Annotated in this window: 17 protein-coding genes; 8 read left to right on the top strand and 9 right to left on the bottom strand. The window is 33.8% G+C overall.

From position 1 onward, the window contains the following. Positions 1 to 148: 148 nt before the first annotated feature. Positions 149 to 1,495 carry an RIP metalloprotease RseP gene (gene rseP, locus IV513_RS12555; protein ID WP_209390912.1) on the bottom strand — a complete coding sequence of 449 codons (1,347 nt, stop codon included), beginning with the start codon at positions 1,493 to 1,495 and terminating at the stop codon, positions 149 to 151. A 102-nt stretch (positions 1,496 to 1,597) separates the two neighbouring features. After that, complete coding sequence (locus tag IV513_RS12550) at positions 1,598 to 2,032, bottom strand: DUF6646 family protein (RefSeq protein ID WP_209390911.1); 435 nt, start codon at positions 2,030 to 2,032, stop codon at positions 1,598 to 1,600. Between the two features lie 133 nt (positions 2,033 to 2,165). On the opposite strand from IV513_RS12550, the gene IV513_RS12545 reads away from it, so the two are divergent. Further along, complete coding sequence (locus IV513_RS12545) at positions 2,166 to 2,918, top strand: nitrilase-related carbon-nitrogen hydrolase (protein ID WP_209390910.1); 753 nt, start codon at positions 2,166 to 2,168, stop codon at positions 2,916 to 2,918. A 7-nt stretch (positions 2,919 to 2,925) separates the two neighbouring features. Here the strand turns inward: IV513_RS12545 and IV513_RS12540 are convergent, their stop codons facing one another. From IV513_RS12540 to IV513_RS12525, 4 genes are all read right to left on the bottom strand, one after another. Then, positions 2,926 to 3,525, bottom strand: coding sequence for a DUF4126 domain-containing protein (locus IV513_RS12540; RefSeq protein WP_209390909.1), 600 nt, complete (start codon positions 3,523 to 3,525; stop codon positions 2,926 to 2,928). Positions 3,526 to 3,618: 93 nt separating this feature from the next. Next, positions 3,619 to 3,999 (bottom strand): ribonuclease P protein component, encoded by a 381-nt coding sequence (gene rnpA, locus IV513_RS12535; protein ID WP_209390908.1) that lies wholly within the window; start codon positions 3,997 to 3,999, stop codon positions 3,619 to 3,621. Then, positions 3,999 to 4,724 carry a ThiF family adenylyltransferase gene (locus IV513_RS12530; protein ID WP_209390907.1) on the bottom strand — a complete coding sequence of 242 codons (726 nt, stop codon included), beginning with the start codon at positions 4,722 to 4,724 and terminating at the stop codon, positions 3,999 to 4,001. Before IV513_RS12530 ends, rnpA begins: the two co-directional genes overlap by 1 nt. Next, the gene (locus IV513_RS12525; protein WP_209390906.1) at positions 4,717 to 5,343 is read right to left on the bottom strand and encodes a TatD family hydrolase; all 627 of its coding nucleotides are present in this window, start codon (positions 5,341 to 5,343) and stop codon (positions 4,717 to 4,719) included. Before IV513_RS12525 ends, IV513_RS12530 begins: the two co-directional genes overlap by 8 nt. A gap of 192 nt (positions 5,344 to 5,535) precedes the next feature. Here IV513_RS12525 and IV513_RS12520 point away from each other — a divergent pair, with 192 nt between their 5' ends. The 7 genes from IV513_RS12520 (at position 5,536) to IV513_RS12490 (ending at position 13,839) form a co-directional block, all read left to right on the top strand. Next, positions 5,536 to 6,165 carry a TetR/AcrR family transcriptional regulator gene (locus IV513_RS12520; protein WP_209390905.1) on the top strand — a complete coding sequence of 210 codons (630 nt, stop codon included), beginning with the start codon at positions 5,536 to 5,538 and terminating at the stop codon, positions 6,163 to 6,165. A 120-nt stretch (positions 6,166 to 6,285) separates the two neighbouring features. Continuing rightward, positions 6,286 to 7,281, top strand: a complete 996-nt coding sequence (locus tag IV513_RS12515) for an outer membrane protein assembly factor BamD (protein WP_209390904.1) — start codon at positions 6,286 to 6,288, stop codon at positions 7,279 to 7,281. Positions 7,282 to 7,323: 42 nt separating this feature from the next. Then, positions 7,324 to 7,650, top strand: a complete 327-nt coding sequence (locus IV513_RS12510) for a DNA-directed RNA polymerase subunit omega (RefSeq protein ID WP_209390903.1) — start codon at positions 7,324 to 7,326, stop codon at positions 7,648 to 7,650. Between the two features lie 113 nt (positions 7,651 to 7,763). Continuing rightward, a complete protein-coding gene (gene coaBC / locus IV513_RS12505; RefSeq protein WP_209390902.1) occupies positions 7,764 to 8,966 on the top strand; it encodes a bifunctional phosphopantothenoylcysteine decarboxylase/phosphopantothenate--cysteine ligase CoaBC in 1,203 nt (400 codons plus the stop codon). A 37-nt stretch (positions 8,967 to 9,003) separates the two neighbouring features. Next, positions 9,004 to 9,903, top strand: coding sequence for a DUF4835 family protein (locus IV513_RS12500; RefSeq protein WP_209390901.1), 900 nt, complete (start codon positions 9,004 to 9,006; stop codon positions 9,901 to 9,903). 72 nt (positions 9,904 to 9,975) lie between these two features. Then, positions 9,976 to 11,625, top strand: a complete 1,650-nt coding sequence (locus tag IV513_RS12495) for a DNA repair protein RecN (RefSeq protein ID WP_209390900.1) — start codon at positions 9,976 to 9,978, stop codon at positions 11,623 to 11,625. Positions 11,626 to 11,793: 168 nt separating this feature from the next. Continuing rightward, positions 11,794 to 13,839 carry a prolyl oligopeptidase family protein gene (locus tag IV513_RS12490; RefSeq protein ID WP_245168939.1) on the top strand — a complete coding sequence of 682 codons (2,046 nt, stop codon included), beginning with the start codon at positions 11,794 to 11,796 and terminating at the stop codon, positions 13,837 to 13,839. Between the two features lie 78 nt (positions 13,840 to 13,917). On the opposite strand, the gene IV513_RS12485 is transcribed toward IV513_RS12490, so the two are convergent. The 3 genes from IV513_RS12485 to IV513_RS12475 form a co-directional block, all read right to left on the bottom strand. Further along, positions 13,918 to 14,631, bottom strand: a complete 714-nt coding sequence (locus IV513_RS12485) for an ABC transporter ATP-binding protein (RefSeq protein ID WP_209390898.1) — start codon at positions 14,629 to 14,631, stop codon at positions 13,918 to 13,920. A gap of 4 nt (positions 14,632 to 14,635) precedes the next feature. Beyond that, on the bottom strand, positions 14,636 to 16,102 hold the full coding sequence (locus IV513_RS12480; protein ID WP_209390897.1) for a DUF5687 family protein: 1,467 nt from the start codon (positions 16,100 to 16,102) through the stop codon (positions 14,636 to 14,638). Between the two features lie 90 nt (positions 16,103 to 16,192). Further along, complete coding sequence (locus IV513_RS12475; protein ID WP_209390896.1) at positions 16,193 to 16,447, bottom strand: hypothetical protein; 255 nt, start codon at positions 16,445 to 16,447, stop codon at positions 16,193 to 16,195. Between the last annotated feature and the right edge of the window lie 130 nt (positions 16,448 to 16,577).

Raw genomic sequence — 16,577 nt, 5'->3', positions numbered from 1 at the left:
CCTGCTGGGCTCGAACCAGCGACCCTCTGATTAACAGTCAGATGCTCTAACCAACTGAGCTAAGGAGGAATGTCCTTGTTTTTAAGTGGTGCAAATATAGGACAGATATTTATACCACGCAAATATTTTTAAAATATTTTTCAAAAAATTATAACGTTCCCGAAATCCATTTGAAAATATCGCTTCCGAAGATAAGAACCATTAATCCTAAAAGGAATATAACTCCCACCATTTGAGCATTTTCCAAAACTTTTTGCGGAACAGGTTTTCCTACAATCATTTCATACAGTGTGAAAATAACATGTCCACCGTCTAATCCCGGAATAGGAATTAAATTTAAGATAGCCAACCATACAGAAAACATTGCAGTAAATCCCCAAAACCAGCTCCAGTCGATAGAAAGACTTCCGTTTTCGGATTTCTTTACTTCCATTTTATTGATGATCGCTAAAGGACCTCCCACTTTTTTATAACCCTGTACCTTTTTGTTAAAAAAAAGTTTAAATTGTTTAATCTGATAAGTCAAACTTTCAATGGTTAGGGTAAATCCTCTCTGAACAGCACCTGCAAAACCATAATCTATGTGTTTATTGTACTTTTCAATCTGTTTCATGGCATTAATTCCTATTGCTCCCTCTTTAGATACAGGCACTTTAAGATCTACAACATTATGATCTCTCAATACTTTAAGATCAATCGTTTTTCCAGCGAACTGAGTTGCAATTGGTCTTACCTCATCAAAAAAATGAATGGTTTTACCGTTGATTTCAGTAATTTGATCTCCAACTTTTAAACCTGCGTCTTTTGCTTCTTTAAAGGCAATAGTATCAATTACCGGCAGTAATCTCGGAGTAAGAAAAGATCTTGGCTCTGGATCATTAAATACCAAAGCTTTACCGTCATCGTTGGTATGAAAAGTAACTTCTTTACCTTTTCTTTCCACAGTAACTTCATCGCTCAATAAAACGTCTAATGCCAATTTTTTGAAGTCTTTCTGAGTTTTCCCATCCACTTTAAGGATTTTATCTCCATCTTCAAACCCCATTTTTTTTGCTGCATCCGAATAACTTAAAGGCGTAGTCATTTTTTCAGCTTCAAAAATATTTTCTCCATTGTTTGCCATAAGACAAGAAAAAATTATCCATGCAAGAAAAAAGTTTACTGTAACTCCTCCCAACATGATAATTAACCTTTGCCAAGCTGGTTTTGCACGAAATTCCCAAGGTTGTGCAGGTTTTTTAAGCTGCTCGGTATCCATGCTTTCGTCTACCATCCCGGCAATTTTCACATAACCACCAAATGGCAGCCAACCAATTCCGTATTCTGTTTCTCCAATTTTCTTTTTCACCACAGAAAACCAAGGATCGAAGAACAGGTAAAACTTCTCTACTTTAGTTTTAAACCATTTCGCAGGCAGAAAATGCCCCAATTCATGAAGAATAACCAGAATAGAGATACTTAATATAAATTGAAAAATTTTGATTGCTAATTCCATTAATTATTTTTAAATTTTAATTTGCAAAGGTAAGAATTATCAATAGGATGCCAAATAAAAAAGCTCCTCATAATGAGAAGCTTTGTCAGATGTTTTATGTATTTAGAAATTAAATGAAACCCCAAGACTGCCGTTATTACCGACTTCGGCAAAAACACCAATACTATCTGTGAAAAAGTATCTTGCTCCGACATGAGCTCCAATACCAAAATCTCTTCCTAAAACACCCAAATCCACACCGGGATAAATATCTAATTGTTGAGGCAAATCTAGCGTTTCTCTAAGATGAAAATTTACACGCCCGAAAACAAAAACTCTATTGTCTTTATTATCTCTATAGTTATCAAAATAAATATTTCCCCCGGCTCCAACAGAAATAAGTTTGTTGAGACCATAATCATACGTTGCGGCAATACCGGTTCCGTATCCCCAAGCGTTAAGCCCAGCATTTACTTTCTGATCTCCTTTTCCGGTATATGCCTGAGCATTAGTTGCGATTCCGGCAAAAAACAGCATCATTAAAACAATTTTCTTCATACTCGTCAAATTTATATTAAAAAATATCTGCATCAAAAATAAAACCGAAATCAATTTAAAATCTTACTTTTATACTGAAAATAGGGTTCATTTGAATGATTCAAATTTAATACATTTAAGAAAAAATCGCCGCATGAGAATTACCGGAATCAATTTAGATATCATTTGGAAAGATAAAAAGCAGAATTTTGAAAAAATTTCTGAAATACTGAACAACGAAAGTGCAGATTTATTTCTTCTTCCGGAAATGTTTTCTACCGGGTTTTGTATGGATGCAGACGAAATATCCGACAGAAATGAAGAATCTTTAGAATTTTTAAAGAAAATATCCAAAGAAAAAAATGCAGCTTTTAGCGGTAGTGCTCCTATTGAGCATGAAGGAAATTTTTATAACAGAATGTATTTTGTGAAACCGAATTCTGATGTTATCTTTTATGACAAAAGACACCTTTTTTCTTTTTCGGGTGAAGACAAAGTTTATACTCCCGGTAAAGAAAGAGTTATTGTAGAATATGGCGGCTTCAGGTTTTTACTACAAGTTTGCTATGATCTTCGTTTTCCGGTTTTTTCCCGAAACAATAACGATTACGATGTCATTTTATACGTTGCCAACTGGCCTGAAAAAAGAGTTGCCGCATGGGAACATTTGCTAAAAGCAAGAGCTATAGAAAACTTATCTTATGTATTTGGATTAAACAGAACCGGCACAGATGGAAATAATCTTTTCTACCAAGAAAGTTCCCATTGTTTTTTTGCAGATGGCAGAGAAGTTTCCGACAAAAAAGATAATTTAATTTCAGCTGAATTAAATATAACTGAACTAGAAAATTTCAGAAGCCATTTTCAGTTTTTGAACGACAGAGATGATTTTACAATTCAACCATAAGTTCATTTCAGTTTTGTTTGCTTAATAATTTTTTCCACGCTTTTCTTCCAAAAAAAACAACCAGTACAACACAAAAAATAGCAATTAATGCCGCAATTACAGGAATTACCATTGCCAATACAGTCATAATTCCTGCTCCGGCAGTTTCCGAACTTCCTACAATATTATTTCCCAAACCTGCGGTTGTTGTGGTAGACACAGCCCGTATTCCTGCAAAACCAGAACTGATGGTTGCCGCCGTTCCTCCTCCCGCAATAATCGCCAATCCCCATTGAGGAACAGTTCCCAAATCCGCAAACTGACTCGCAAAAAGCACAGAGCCTGCCACAGTTGCCATTGGCACTGCAATGGTATCTAAAAAATTATCCACAACGGGTATATAGTATGCTAAAATCTCTACTAAAGTCGCAATTCCTGTAGTAATAAGAGCAGGAAGTGTTGAAAGCCATTCAAAAGTATTAAGAGAAGGAATCCAATGAAAATAAGACGCAAGACTTACCAAAAACATCGGGAGAAAAACCCGAAATCCTGTTGCAGCCGAAAGTCCGATTCCTACAAAAGCACTAAGTAAAAAATCAAAATAAGGAATCTGATTTAAAGTATCCATTCGTGTAATATTTAACTAAAGCTACAAAAATTTATATGATTGAAGAGATAAAAAAATTGCACCCCAAAGAGTGCAGTCATTTTCTTTAAAAATTTAGTTTTTTTGGTTTTTCTGAGATTCGCAAAGCTGAATAAACTCAGCCTCAACATCCTGAAATTTTTGTGGTATATCTTTTGAAATCCAAAAGAGCATGGCAATAGTTTTCTCTCCGAAACTTTTTCTAAAAAGGGTTTTGTTCAGGCGATAACATTCTCTCAAAAGTCTTTTAATTCGATTCCTATGAACTGCCTTTTTAAAATATCTTTTTGAAACCGAAACACCAAACTTTACCCCTTCCATTGGCAAATCTGGATGATTTTTAAGAATAATCGCCCTGATGTTTCCAGAAGTTTTCCATTTTCCTTTGGCAAAAAGAATATCTATTTCTGCTTTTTTCTTCAGCTTTTCGGCTTTCGGGTATTTGTAATCTGACATTAATTTTTATTCACTAAATAATTAATTACTTCCGCAGCGGCATACAACCCAAAAATTGCAGGAATGTAACTTATGGTTCCATAAAAAGACCTTTTATAATTGGTTCCATCGGTCATTTTTAAGCTGTCATCTTTCTGAAGTTCATTAGAAAAAACACACTTGAATCCTTTATTTATCTTTTCCTTTCGTAATCTTTTCCTTATCTGTCTCGCAAGATAACAGTTTTGAGTTTTACTGATATCCCTTACCATGACTTTAGATGGGTCTGTTTTACCTCCAGCTCCCATAGAACTGATGAGTTTTATTCTTCTTCTTTTAGCAGATTTTATTAAAGTAAGTTTTGGGGTAACACTATCAATACAATCCAAAATATAGTTGAAATTTCCGCTATCGAGAATTTCATCCATTCTTTCGGGATTCAGAAACTCATTTATTTTAATTAAATTCAGGGCGGGATTGATATCCAAAAGTCTTTCTGCCACAACATCTACTTTATTTTTTCCTACCGTAGAATGTAAAGCCGGCAATTGCCTATTGATATTGGTAGTATCTACCGTGTCACCATCTACAATCGTCATATTTCCTACTCCAGCCCTAGCCAAAAATTCTGCTGCGAAAGAACCAACACCTCCTAATCCTACTACCAGAACAGAAGCACTGTTCAGTTTTTGCAAACCTTCTTCTTTAATGAGCAGTTCCGTTCTTTCCAGCCAATATTTATCCATTTTTTAACGTATCTAAATTTTCTAAAATCTGCGAATGAAGTTTTTCCAAAGAAATCCCTTTAAGTTCAGAAACCTTGAGGTATAAGTCTGCAATATTAAAATTATCGTTATCCGTTTCTAAAAAAAATTTATCTAAAGGAATTTTTTTCACCGTATTCTGCAAAGATAAATTATACAGTACAGCTTTTCCAAAACTTAAATAAAAATTATTCTTTAGTAAATCTTCGGCTACCTTTTCTTTTTTATTAAACCCATGGATAATCATTGGCTGTTGAGAAAATTTTCTAAAAGAAATGACTTCATAAAACTTTCTCACACAATGAATAATAATTGGTTTATTAAAATCATTTGCCATTTGAATCTGTCTTAAAAAAACATCCTCCTGAAGTTTCATGCTTGATAGAACTGTAGAATCTAAACCGCACTCTCCTATCGCAAAACAGTTTTCAGAAATTACGGACTGTAACCATTTAAACTGATTTTCTATATTTTCCTCGTCAATATCTTTAGGATGAATTCCTGCAGAATACAAAAAATCGGGTGCACTGGTTTCTATATCTATATTATAAATTCCATAAGCTAGCTGTTTTTTATGATGATGAAAATCAAAAAATTCCATAACCAAAAATACAAATTTTGAAAAAGACAATCATTAAAGAACACAAAGAGAGATTTTCTCTTTATAATTTTAAAAACCTTTAAACCATTCAAAAACTAAACAAAACAGACAATTCTATTTAAGAATCGCAAAAAATCATCAAACAAACATTTTGCATCAAATTAAAAATACTTATTTTTACTAAAAACTGATATGGCTAAAAAATTTACGGATAAACAGATGCACATTCTGGATGTTGCCGAAGAGCTTATTGCCCAAAAAGGATATGAAGGCACTTCGGTAAGAGATATTTCCTCAAAAGCCAATATTAATGTAGCCATGATTTCTTATTACTTCGGTTCCAAAGAAAAAATGATGTCTTCGCTTTACCAATATCGTGTGCTAAAGACCAGAGAAAATTTTTCTGAATTTACAGATACAATAAAGAACGGAAAGCCGGAAATGCAAATGAAGGAAATTATAAAGTATATTGTAAACCAGCTTTTTAAATACAATTACTTTCATGGTTTTGTAACCCAAGAACTTCGGCACACCGAAAGTTTAAGAGATGAATTGATGGAATTTTACCAGCTTTTTGTAAGAAAACTGGATGAAGTTATAAAAAAAGGAGTCGTTACAGGTGTTTTCACTTTTACACCAAAACCTGAAGATCTTCTCACCACCATTATTGGTTCTACTCTTTTTGTAATACGGAATAAAAGTTTTTACGAAATGTATGTTCCTCATAAAAATGCAGAAACCTACCAAAAAGAAGCTGAGAAAAAAGTAAAAATGAATTTACTGATGAGTGTTTTTGCCGTTTTAGGATATGCTTCAGAATAGAAAAATTATCACTTTTGCTTTCCTTTAACGTTAAAAAATCATAAAAAAAAATCTTTTAGCAAAAAAGTTATATTTTTGCAAATTGATAGTACGGTAAACCCGTGAACTGTTACAATGTATATGAAAAAATATATTTTAGGTATTTTCGCCGTTGCTGTTTTGGCAGCATGTAAAAGTCAGCAGGAAAAAGCTCTGAGAAGTGCAGATAAAAATTTTATTCTGAAAACTGCTAACGAAAATTTTGCTAAAAAGAAATGGAAAAATGCTTTAGCATTATACGATAGACTTCCTAATCTGGTTGCCGGTACAGATGATGCGCCGAATGTAGTCTTCAATTCTGCTTACGCTAATTATTACGACAAAAATTATAGACTTGCAGGAAATCAGTTTAAAAACTTCTCTGTAAGTTTCCCGCAAGACAGCCGTAAAGAAGAAGCAGCTTACATGTCTGCTTTGTGTTATTATAATGGCTCTATGGATTATAATCTGGATCAGTCGAGCACAGAATTGGCTATTAATGAACTACAGGAATTCATCAACAATTATCCGAATTCCGAAAGATCAAAAAACATCAATACAATGATTGATGAGCTTTCTTATAAGCTGGAATTTAAAGCTTATGAAAATGCTAAACAATACTACAAAATGGGAGATTACAAATCTACATCCGTTGCATTTGAAAATGTTCTGGAAGATTTCCCAAGTACAAAGCTTCGTCCAAAAATCTATGATTATATCCTGAATGCACGTTATTTTCTGGCAATGAGATCCAACTTTGAGCTGAAAGACGAACGTATAGATAATGCTTTAGCTTTCACCAAACAAGTAGAAAAGGAACTTCCTAATTCTCAGGCCGCCAAAACAGCTGCAGACTTAAGAGAAAAGCTTGAAAAAGAAAAGAAAGATTTTGTAATAGTTAAAAAACAAAATGACGAAAGAATAGCTTTGCTTACTGCCAAACAGAAAAGAATAGCAGATAAACAAGCGAAAGACTCTAAAACAGAACAGCAGATTAAAGATCAAATCTCTCACGAAAAGCAGGCAATGCAGATCCAGAGAGACAGTGCAGCTATAAATACACCACCACCTGCTGCGACTTTCAGAATTCAAAGATAATTCGTAAATTTGCCAACTTATAATTAAATTAATTTTCTCAAAATGAGCGTAAAAGATACAAAAGCAGAAGTAAACACCATTACTTACGATAAAGATAAGATTGAAGATAAAGTAAACTCAATCTATGAAGCTATTGTTATCATGGGAAAAAGAGCAGAACAGATTAACGCAGAAATCCGTACTGAATTACACAATAAATTAGACGAATTTGCGGTACACAACTCTACTTTGGAAGAAGTTTTTGAAAACAGAGAGCAAATTGAAATTTCAAAACACTACGAAAAACTTCCTAAACCTACTTCTATTGCCATTCAGGAATGGCTAGATGGTGAAGTTTACTTCAGAAAAACTGAAGACAGACAGAAGTAATCAATTTTTTAATATTATAGGCAAAGGTCATAGAAGAGTTCTTTTATGACCTTTACTGTTTATAGTAATCTTTGTGAAAAAATAAGTAAATTAGTCCTTTAAAAATTTCTTTCATGAGCATATCAGGAAAAAAAATTCTCATTGCAGTTTCTGGCGGCATCGCAGCATATAAAATTCATTTTCTGATTAGAGAACTTATCAAAAAAGATGCAGAAGTACAGGTAATTATGTCTCCGGATGCAGAAAATTTTGTAACCAAACTAAGTCTTTCTACCCTTTCGAAAAAACCTGTGTATTCAGATTTTTACAGCGAAAACGGAACATGGAACAGCCATGTAGAAATGGCACTTTGGGCAGATATTATTCTGGTTGCACCATGTACCGCAAATACTTTAGCAAAAATGATCCACGGTATTTGCGACAATCTTCTTATTGCAACTTACATGTCTGCTAAATGCCCTGTTTTTATTGCTCCCGCAATGGATTTGGATATGTATCAACATCATTCCACCAAAAACAATCTGGAAATGGCAGAAGATTTCGGACACATCGTAATTCCCGCCGAAAGCGGAGAACTTGCAAGCGGTTTGTACGGACAAGGAAGAATGGCAGAACCAGAAACCATTGTAAAAACAATAGAAGATTTTTTTGAATCTCATCTTAAAAAAAGTTTACTGGGGAAAACCGTATTAATTACAGCTGGACCTACTTACGAAGCTATAGATCCTGTAAGATTTATCGGAAATCATTCATCCGGTAAAATGGGTTTCTCTTTAGCAGAAGAAGCAGCAAAAAGAGGAGCCAAAGTTATTCTTATTTCTGGACCCTCATCTTTAAAAATCACCCATCAAAACATTGATTTACATAGAATTACTTCTGCAAAAGAAATGTACAATAAGGTTTTTGAATTTTACAGTCACACCGATATTGCCATTGCAAGTGCTGCCGTTGCAGATTATACTCCGAAAGAAGTTTCTCCTGAAAAAATTAAAAAAAATGATGAGAATCTAACCATAGAACTCATCAAAAATCCGGATATTCTAAAAGCGATGGGCGAACAAAAAACCCATCAGACGCTTGTAGGTTTTGCCCTCGAAACACAAAATGAAGAAGAAAATGCAAAAGCTAAACTAGAGAAGAAAAATTTAGACCTCATTGTTTTAAATTCTCTTCGCGATGAAGGAGCCGGTTTTAAAAATGACACCAACAAAATAAAAATTTTCTCAAAAAAAGAAGTATTTGACTTTGTGCTGAAATCTAAAGAAGAGGTCGCTAAAGATATACTTGATTGTATTGAAACCCAAATTTTAAAATAATTGTTATAAATTTCCGTTCTGAATATTTAATAAAAAAATGAAAAAAACAATCATACTTTTTTTTCTGATCCTGTTTAATTTTGGTTTTTCCCAGGAAATCCTTGCTACAGTTCAGGTAAACTCTCAACTTTTAGGCGGAAGTAACACTCAGGCATACAAATCATTAGAGAAAAGCTTAAGAGATTTCATTAATAATACAAGCTGGACAGGCAGAAAGCTTCAGAATTTTGAAAAAGTAAAATCTAATTTCGCAATTGTTCTCAGCGAAAGAGACGGAAACAAATATAAAGGATCTATCGTTGTACAGGCAGTTCGCCCAGTTTACAATACCTCTTACGAGTCGCCGCTGCTTAATCTTCAGGACACAAAATTCGGTTTTGAATACGCAGAAAACGAAAATTTAATATTTAATGAAAGACAATTTTCTGGCAGAAACCTCATCGATGTCATCAGTTTTTATGTATATCTTATTTTAGGATACGATGCAGACAGCTTCCAGTCTATGAGCGGATCGCAATGGTTTTCTAAAGCCCAGCAAATTGCCCAAAACTCTCAGAACAGAGGTTATGAAGGCTGGAACCAAATTAATGAACCAAGAAGCAGATCTATTTTAATTGGAGAAATACTGAATCCTAATATGAGCCAGCTTCGGGCTACAATGTACACGTATCACAGAGCAGGATTAGACGCTTTATACAATCAGGATCAGACTCAGGCTAAGAAAATTATTGCTGATGCTTTACTGCAGCTTAAAATATATGAAAATACTTTTCAGCAAAATTATTTCTTCAATCTGTTTATGGATACCAAAGCCGATGAAATTTTCAATATTTTCAATTCAGGCAATAATGGTGGCGTAAACATGAACGAACTGAAGCAGCAAATGATTATTTTCTCTCCAAAAAATGCAGATTCTCGTTGGAATAAATGGAAATAACCCTTTACAAATCCCAAATTCTGATTTCCAAATTTTATCTTTGCAGTATTAAATGAAATCTGCTACCGATTTATGCTTTCGAGAATTTACATTAAAAATTTTGCACTAATTGACGCTCTTGAAGTTTCTTTAAACAATGGTTTACAGGTAATTACCGGAGAAACCGGAGCCGGAAAATCTATTATTCTAGGTGCACTCAGGCTTATTTTAGGAGAAAGAGCAGATATAAAATCTATTTCTAAAACCGATGAGAAAAGCATTGTAGAAACTGAGTTTGATTTAAACAATCAGTTCAAAAAGTTTTTCATTGAAAATGATCTGGATTATGAACACCAAACCATTATCCGAAGAGAAATTTTACCTTCAGGAAAATCCAGAGCTTTTATTAACGACGTTCCGGTAACTTTGGATATCCTTAAAGAACTTTCTTCGCAACTTATTGATATTCATTCTCAGTTTGAAACATCTAATCTTTTTACCCAAGAATATCAGTTTAAAATTATTGACGGGCTTTCTGAGAATAAAACAATTATAGAAAATTATCAGCAGGAATTTCTGGAGTTTCAGAGCCTTAAAAATCAACTGAAAAAACTTCAAACCCAACTTTCAGAAAGTACTAAAGAAAGCGATTACAAACTTTTTCTTCTTAATGAACTGGAAGATCTGAAATTAGACGATCTTAATTTTGAAGATCTACAAAACCAACTTTCCGTACAGGAAAATGCCGGAATGATCTCTGAAAATCTGGCTCAGATATTATCGAGATTTCATCAGGAAGAAGTGGGAATTCTTTCATTCTTCAATGAGGCAAAATCTAAACTTTCTAAAATTGCAGAGGTTTCCCATACATTTACCGAACTCAACGAAAGGCTGGAAACTTCGTTTGTGGAAGTAAAAGACATTATTTCTGAATTGGAGAACGAAGCAGACAAAGTAGAAATTAATCCCGAAAATTTAGCCCAGATTTCAGAATTAAACAATAAAATCAATGCTTTATTCTTAAAACATAATGTTTCAGACATCAAAAGCTTGGTTGAAATAAGAGATCAGCTTTCGGGCGAGCAAAAAGGAACTGCGGAAACAGAAATTCAGATAAAAGAAATTCTGGAAGATATTTCCAACAAAGAAAAATCTATGGAAAGTTTAGTACAAAAGCTTTCTAAAAACAGAAAAAAGAGCATCCCTGTTTTCGTAAAAAAAATAGAAGATTTGCTTAAAAAATTAGGTCTGGAAAAAGCTAAAGTGGATATTGAACTCGGTCTTTCCCAAGAATTTAACTCATTCGGGAAAGAAAATATTCAGTTATTATTTCAGGCAAACTCGGGGTTTCCTTTGAAGCCCATTCAGACTGCAATTTCTGGCGGTGAAAGGTCTAGAGTAATGTTGGCTGTGAAAAAAATTATTGCTGAAAGTGATGAACTTCCTACTTTAATTTTAGATGAAATCGACACCGGTGTTTCCGGAAAAGTTGCCGAAGAAATAGGAAATCTGATGCGAGAAATGTCTGAAGATATGCAGCTGATTGTTATCTCTCATTTAGCACAAGTTGCCGCAAAAGGAAATGACAATTATAAAGTGATAAAGCAGGATGTTAATGGGAAAACCCAATCTACTATTATCCCGCTGAATGATGAAGAAAAATTAAATGAAATTGCACAGTTACTTTCAGGCAGTAAGATTACCGAAGCCGCTTTAACGCAGGCTAAAGAGTTAATTGGATAAAAATTTTATTTCCTAATTTGTTAGATTAAAATATTAGGCTTCTCCAAAAGGAAGTTTTTTTTATTCCCTCAACTTTCCGTATTTTTGGTAAAATCCTCTAAGATGAATTTTAAACCAATCTTATTAACAGCTGGAGTATTGTTTTCAGCTAATTTTTATGCTCAGAAAATGCAATATCCTAAAGCTATCAAGGGAAATCAAACCGATACTTATTTCGGAACCGCCGTTACCGATCCGTACAGAGATTTAGAAAATGATTCTGAATCCACCAAAAAATGGGTAGATGAAGAAGTAGCTTTCAGCCAGAATTATTTGTCTAAAATCCCATACAGACAAGAAATTGTAAAGCAGCTTACCGACATTTGGAACTACGAAAAAATAGGCGCTCCTTTTAAAGAAGGAAATTATACTTATTACTACAAAAACAACGGTTTACAGGCTCAGTCTGTTTTATACAGAACCAATAATAAGACAAGAGCAATTGAAGTATTTCTGGATCCTAATAAATTTTCAGAAAAAGGAACTACTTCACTTTCAGGACTTTCTTTCAACAAAAAAGGAAATCTTGCAGCCTACTCCATTTCCGAAGGCGGAAGCGACTGGAACAAAATTATCATTATTGATGCTGTTACGAAGAAACAAATTGACGAAACCATTGTAGATGTTAAATTCAGCGGAATTTCATGGTTGGGCGATGAAGGTTTTTATTATTCCAGCTACGACAAGCCGAAAGAAGGAACGGTACTTTCCGGAATGACCGATAAACACAAGGTTTATTTTCATAAACTGGGAACAAAGCAATCCGAAGACAAACTTATTTTTGGTGGAGAAAAAACACCAAGAAGATATATTGGAGCTGGAGTTTCGGAAGATCAGAGATATTTAATTATTTCAGCAGCCAATGCAACGAACGGAAATGAGCTTTACATTAAAGATTTAAAAAAAGGAGGAGATTTTGTTCAGATTAACAAAGGGTTTGATATTAATGCCAGTATTGTTGATACAGATGGCGATACGCTTTATATTTTTACCGACAAAGATGCTCCGAATATGCGTTTGGTAAAAACAACAATTCAAAATCCTTCTCCTGAAACATGGAAAGATGTAATTCCTGAAACTGAAAATGTACTGGGAATTTCCGGAGGTGGCGGATATTTTTTCGCAACCTATATGATTGATGCTATTGATCAGGTAAAACAATTCGATAAAAACGGAAAACTGATCAGAGAAATTACTCTTCCCGGAAAAGGAAATGTGGGTGGTTTCGGTGGAAAAAAATCAGAAAAAGAGCTTTATTATTCATTCAGCAACTATATTACACCGGGAACCACCTATAAATTTAATGCAGACACCGGAAAATCTGAAGTCTATCAAAAACCAAAAGTAAAATTCAACCCTGAAAATTACGTTTCTGAACAGGTATTTTACACTTCTAAAGACGGAACAAAAGTTCCGATGATGATTAATTATAAAAAAGGAACAAAGCTGGACGGGAAAAATCCTACCATTCTTTATTCTTACGGGGGCTTTAATATCAGTCTGCAACCTTCTTTTTCTGTGGTAAATGCTATCTGGATGGAAAATGGAGGAATTTACGCTGTCCCGAACATTCGTGGAGGTGGAGAATATGGCAAAAAATGGCATGATGCAGGAACGAAAATGCAGAAGAAAAATGTTTTTGAAGATTTTATTGCAGCAGGAGAATATTTACAGAATAAAGGCTATACTTCAAAAGAATATATGGCACTTTCCGGAAGATCCAACGGTGGGCTTCTTGTAGGAGCTACGATGACGATGCGTCCTGATCTGGCAAAAGTAGCTTTTCCTGGAGTTGGAGTTTTGGATATGTTGAGATACAACAAATTTACCGCAGGAGCAGGCTGGTCTTATGATTACGGAACTGCGGAAGACAATAAAGAAATGTTTGATTATCTGAAATCGTATTCGCCAGTACATAATGTAAAGTCTGGAGTATGCTATCCTTCGACGATGATTATTACGAGCGATCATGATGACAGAGTGGTTCCGGCTCATTCCTTTAAATTCGGGGCAGAATTACAGGAAAAACAATCTTGTGCAAATCCTATTTTATTGAGAATTGAGAAAAATGCAGGACATGGAGCAGGAAGAGCTACAGACCAAATCATCAGTGAAAATGCAGATTTAATCTCGTTTGCTTTGTATGAAATGGGAATCAGAAAACTGAATAAGTAATTTCAAATAAACCTATAAAAAAGCTAGACAGAATTCATTTTTGTCTAGCTTTTATTTTGTCGAAAATCCGGCTTAGTATTAGTCGATTACACTTACCTGATCTGCAAAATATTGTTCTAAATCTCTTAAAGTTTCCGGACTTGTTTGTATATCTTTTACTAAACGACCTTTATTTACCACCACAATTCTGTTGCATACTTCGGTTGTATGAGAAAGATCGTGACTGGAGATTAAGAAAGTAACACCACTTTGCTGAGACAAAACTTTAATTAAATTTTTCAGCTTAATTTGAGTGGAAGGGTCCAGATTGGCAAAAGGCTCATCGAGAATAATCACTTCAGGATTTCCTATAAGTGCTCCCACAATTCCTACTTTTTTCTGGTTTCCTTTGGATAAATCTCTTACATATTTACCCGAATTTAAAATTTCACCACTAAAAAGATCATGAAACTGCTTAAGAAATTCATCAACAGAAGCTTTATTCTGACCTCTCAATTCGCCAATGAAATAAAAATATTCTTCCGGAGTTAAATAACCTATTAAAAAACTATCGTCTACAAAAGCAGAAACTTTGGATTTCCACGCTTCAGATTCATTCACTTTTATATCGTCTATCTTTACAAACCCCGAAGTTGGCTGAATTAAATCGAGCATCAAACTGAAAAGGGTGGTTTTTCCTGCCCCGTTATTTCCTACCAAACCAAAAGTTTCGCCTTTCGGGATTTCGAGATTTTCAATATTAAGAACCGTAGCTTTTCCGTAGGTTTTAGATAAATTCTGTATTGTAATCATTGTACTAATCTTTATTTTTAAATGCTTCTATGGTAGAATATTTTTCGCGCTTGTACTGCTTAACGATAATATCAAATATTTTCTCTCTGAGAAAGAAACCTATCATTCCTAAAATTGCTATACTTATTACCGCGGCTGTCATTCCATAAAAATATTTTGTAATCCCGAATACCGCCATCGGGAGTAATAATTTGGGAATCAGCAGTAATAAAGCTTTCAGATTAAAACTATTCTTCTGCCCCATTCTTTTTTCTTTGGAATTAAGATCTATCTGCGTTTTGTTGTAAGCTCCAGACCATAGTGTAAACTGAGAATTTACGCCAATATTGTACAATCCTGCTGCAAAAAAAGTAACATAGATTTCCCACCCGATAAAAGCATAAAACAGAGCTAGAATCATAGAAACAGCAGTCACAATAATCATGAGCCACCATTTTGCTTTAAGATATTCTTTGTACGGAACATTAAGCGTCATCATCAACGGATAATACGAACTGTCGAAGGCAGGAACCCGCTGCCCAAAAAGAAACTGAAATCCTCCAGTTACAAACAATCCCATGAACATCATCATATAAGGCGTTTTATAAACTGGCGAGGTAAACATTAATAAACCATAAAAAGTGAACATAATACTTCCGAAGAGAATACTTTTGGTCATTTTATTCCTACGGAGCATTTTTATATCATTATTGATAAATGTTCCCAAAGAGCCATATTTGTTTAAAAAAGCAATATTTTCGGTTTTACCGATTTCTTTTTTTAACTCTAAACCCTGATCGAGATAAAATTCTTTTAAAATATATCGGTAACATAACTGCCAAAGCAAGATAAACAGAGCGATGGGAATTAATGCAAAAAAAGGGCTCTCGTAAAAGCTGTAAAAAACCTTAGCAGAGTAATCTAAAATAGAAACTACATGATAATATTCTAAAGCAGATAAAACAGCTATCGCAATTCCTACTGCAACAGCAACTTTTTCTTTTCCGTTAATAAAAATATTGATGAAATTATTAAGATAAAGCAGAGAAGAAATCCCGAGAAACCAAGCCCAAACTCCAACAAAACTATATCCTTTAAATAGAAGAATGGCCGAAAATGTAATAAAGAACCAAGAATTCAGCCAACTGAACGGGGAAAGAAAGGTTTTTACCAGAGTATAATTTACTAGAAATCTTTTAGGAATATTTAAGGTAAGAAAAGGCTTAATATTCTGTGAAGAAATCTGCTGCATCATATATTTAAAAATAAGATCTGCTACCCAAACGATGATAATAAACCTGGAGACTACCTTCAGAGGATCCTGCTCCATATTCTCATTGATATAAAAATAAGCGACAAATGCACCGCCGATAAAATATAAAATGAAACAAATGATTCCCAGAAAACGGAAAATCTTCATGGCAAGATTGACCCCTAAAGAATTCCCCCGGAAAAAACTTTTAATCTCTAATCTCAGAAATTTTAAAAACATGCTCTATTCCTTTTAAATATTAGTAAAGATAATTTCATTATTGTTACATTTTCTTAATTTCAATATTCAATTATTAAAAATTATATCTATTTAAGACTTATGTATTAAATAACCTTCATCATGAAATTCTACTGTTAGATTAGGATGTTCATCATTTTTTGAAACAACTGTTAACACATTTCCATTCAAATAACCCGAACTGTAATCTTTTATTGCCAATTTTTCTAACTCAAAAGTCTTGATATTGATAATTGCAAGAAAATTTGTGTGTTTATCAGCATACACAGCAATTAAAAAATTGTTATAGAATTGAATAAAACGACATCCGCCATAAGAAAAACCCATAGAATTTACAGGAACTTTCCATTCGAGTGTAAAATTTTATGAATATCCGTAATTTATCATAACTTTTGTATATTTGTAGTAATCAAACAATTAGATATGAATTTATTCAGTTTTTCAGCACATTTTGGGA

Source organism: Chryseobacterium sp. RR2-3-20 (assembly GCF_017808115.1).
Taxonomy (GTDB): domain Bacteria; phylum Bacteroidota; class Bacteroidia; order Flavobacteriales; family Weeksellaceae; genus Chryseobacterium; species Chryseobacterium oryzae.
Note: the sequence above shows the minus strand (reverse complement) of the source record. Positions and strands in the feature narration are given on the sequence as shown.

Bases quoted from the DNA above. Each gene is read 5' to 3' on its own strand.
- rnpA (WP_209390908.1), bottom strand. From the start codon at position 3,999: ATGTCAGATTACAAATACCCGAAAGCCGAAAAGCTGAAGAAAAAAGCA.
- coaBC (WP_209390902.1), top strand. From the start codon at position 7,764: ATGAGCATATCAGGAAAAAAAATTCTCATTGCAGTTTCTGGCGGCATC.
- IV513_RS12495 (WP_209390900.1), top strand. From the start codon at position 9,976: ATGCTTTCGAGAATTTACATTAAAAATTTTGCACTAATTGACGCTCTT.
- IV513_RS12510 (WP_209390903.1), top strand. From the start codon at position 7,324: ATGAGCGTAAAAGATACAAAAGCAGAAGTAAACACCATTACTTACGAT.
- IV513_RS12485 (WP_209390898.1), bottom strand. From the start codon at position 14,631: ATGATTACAATACAGAATTTATCTAAAACCTACGGAAAAGCTACGGTT.
- IV513_RS12520 (WP_209390905.1), top strand. From the start codon at position 5,536: ATGGCTAAAAAATTTACGGATAAACAGATGCACATTCTGGATGTTGCC.
- rseP (WP_209390912.1), bottom strand. From the start codon at position 1,495: ATGGAATTAGCAATCAAAATTTTTCAATTTATATTAAGTATCTCTATT.
- IV513_RS12525 (WP_209390906.1), bottom strand. From the start codon at position 5,343: ATGGAATTTTTTGATTTTCATCATCATAAAAAACAGCTAGCTTATGGA.
- IV513_RS12475 (WP_209390896.1), bottom strand. From the start codon at position 16,447: ATGGGTTTTTCTTATGGCGGATGTCGTTTTATTCAATTCTATAACAAT.
- IV513_RS12530 (WP_209390907.1), bottom strand. From the start codon at position 4,724: ATGGATAAATATTGGCTGGAAAGAACGGAACTGCTCATTAAAGAAGAA.
- IV513_RS12515 (WP_209390904.1), top strand. From the start codon at position 6,286: ATGAAAAAATATATTTTAGGTATTTTCGCCGTTGCTGTTTTGGCAGCA.
- IV513_RS12540 (WP_209390909.1), bottom strand. From the start codon at position 3,525: ATGGATACTTTAAATCAGATTCCTTATTTTGATTTTTTACTTAGTGCT.
- IV513_RS12550 (WP_209390911.1), bottom strand. From the start codon at position 2,032: ATGAAGAAAATTGTTTTAATGATGCTGTTTTTTGCCGGAATCGCAACT.
- IV513_RS12480 (WP_209390897.1), bottom strand. From the start codon at position 16,102: ATGTTTTTAAAATTTCTGAGATTAGAGATTAAAAGTTTTTTCCGGGGG.
- IV513_RS12490 (WP_245168939.1), top strand. From the start codon at position 11,794: ATGCAATATCCTAAAGCTATCAAGGGAAATCAAACCGATACTTATTTC.
- IV513_RS12545 (WP_209390910.1), top strand. From the start codon at position 2,166: ATGAGAATTACCGGAATCAATTTAGATATCATTTGGAAAGATAAAAAG.
- IV513_RS12500 (WP_209390901.1), top strand. From the start codon at position 9,004: ATGAAAAAAACAATCATACTTTTTTTTCTGATCCTGTTTAATTTTGGT.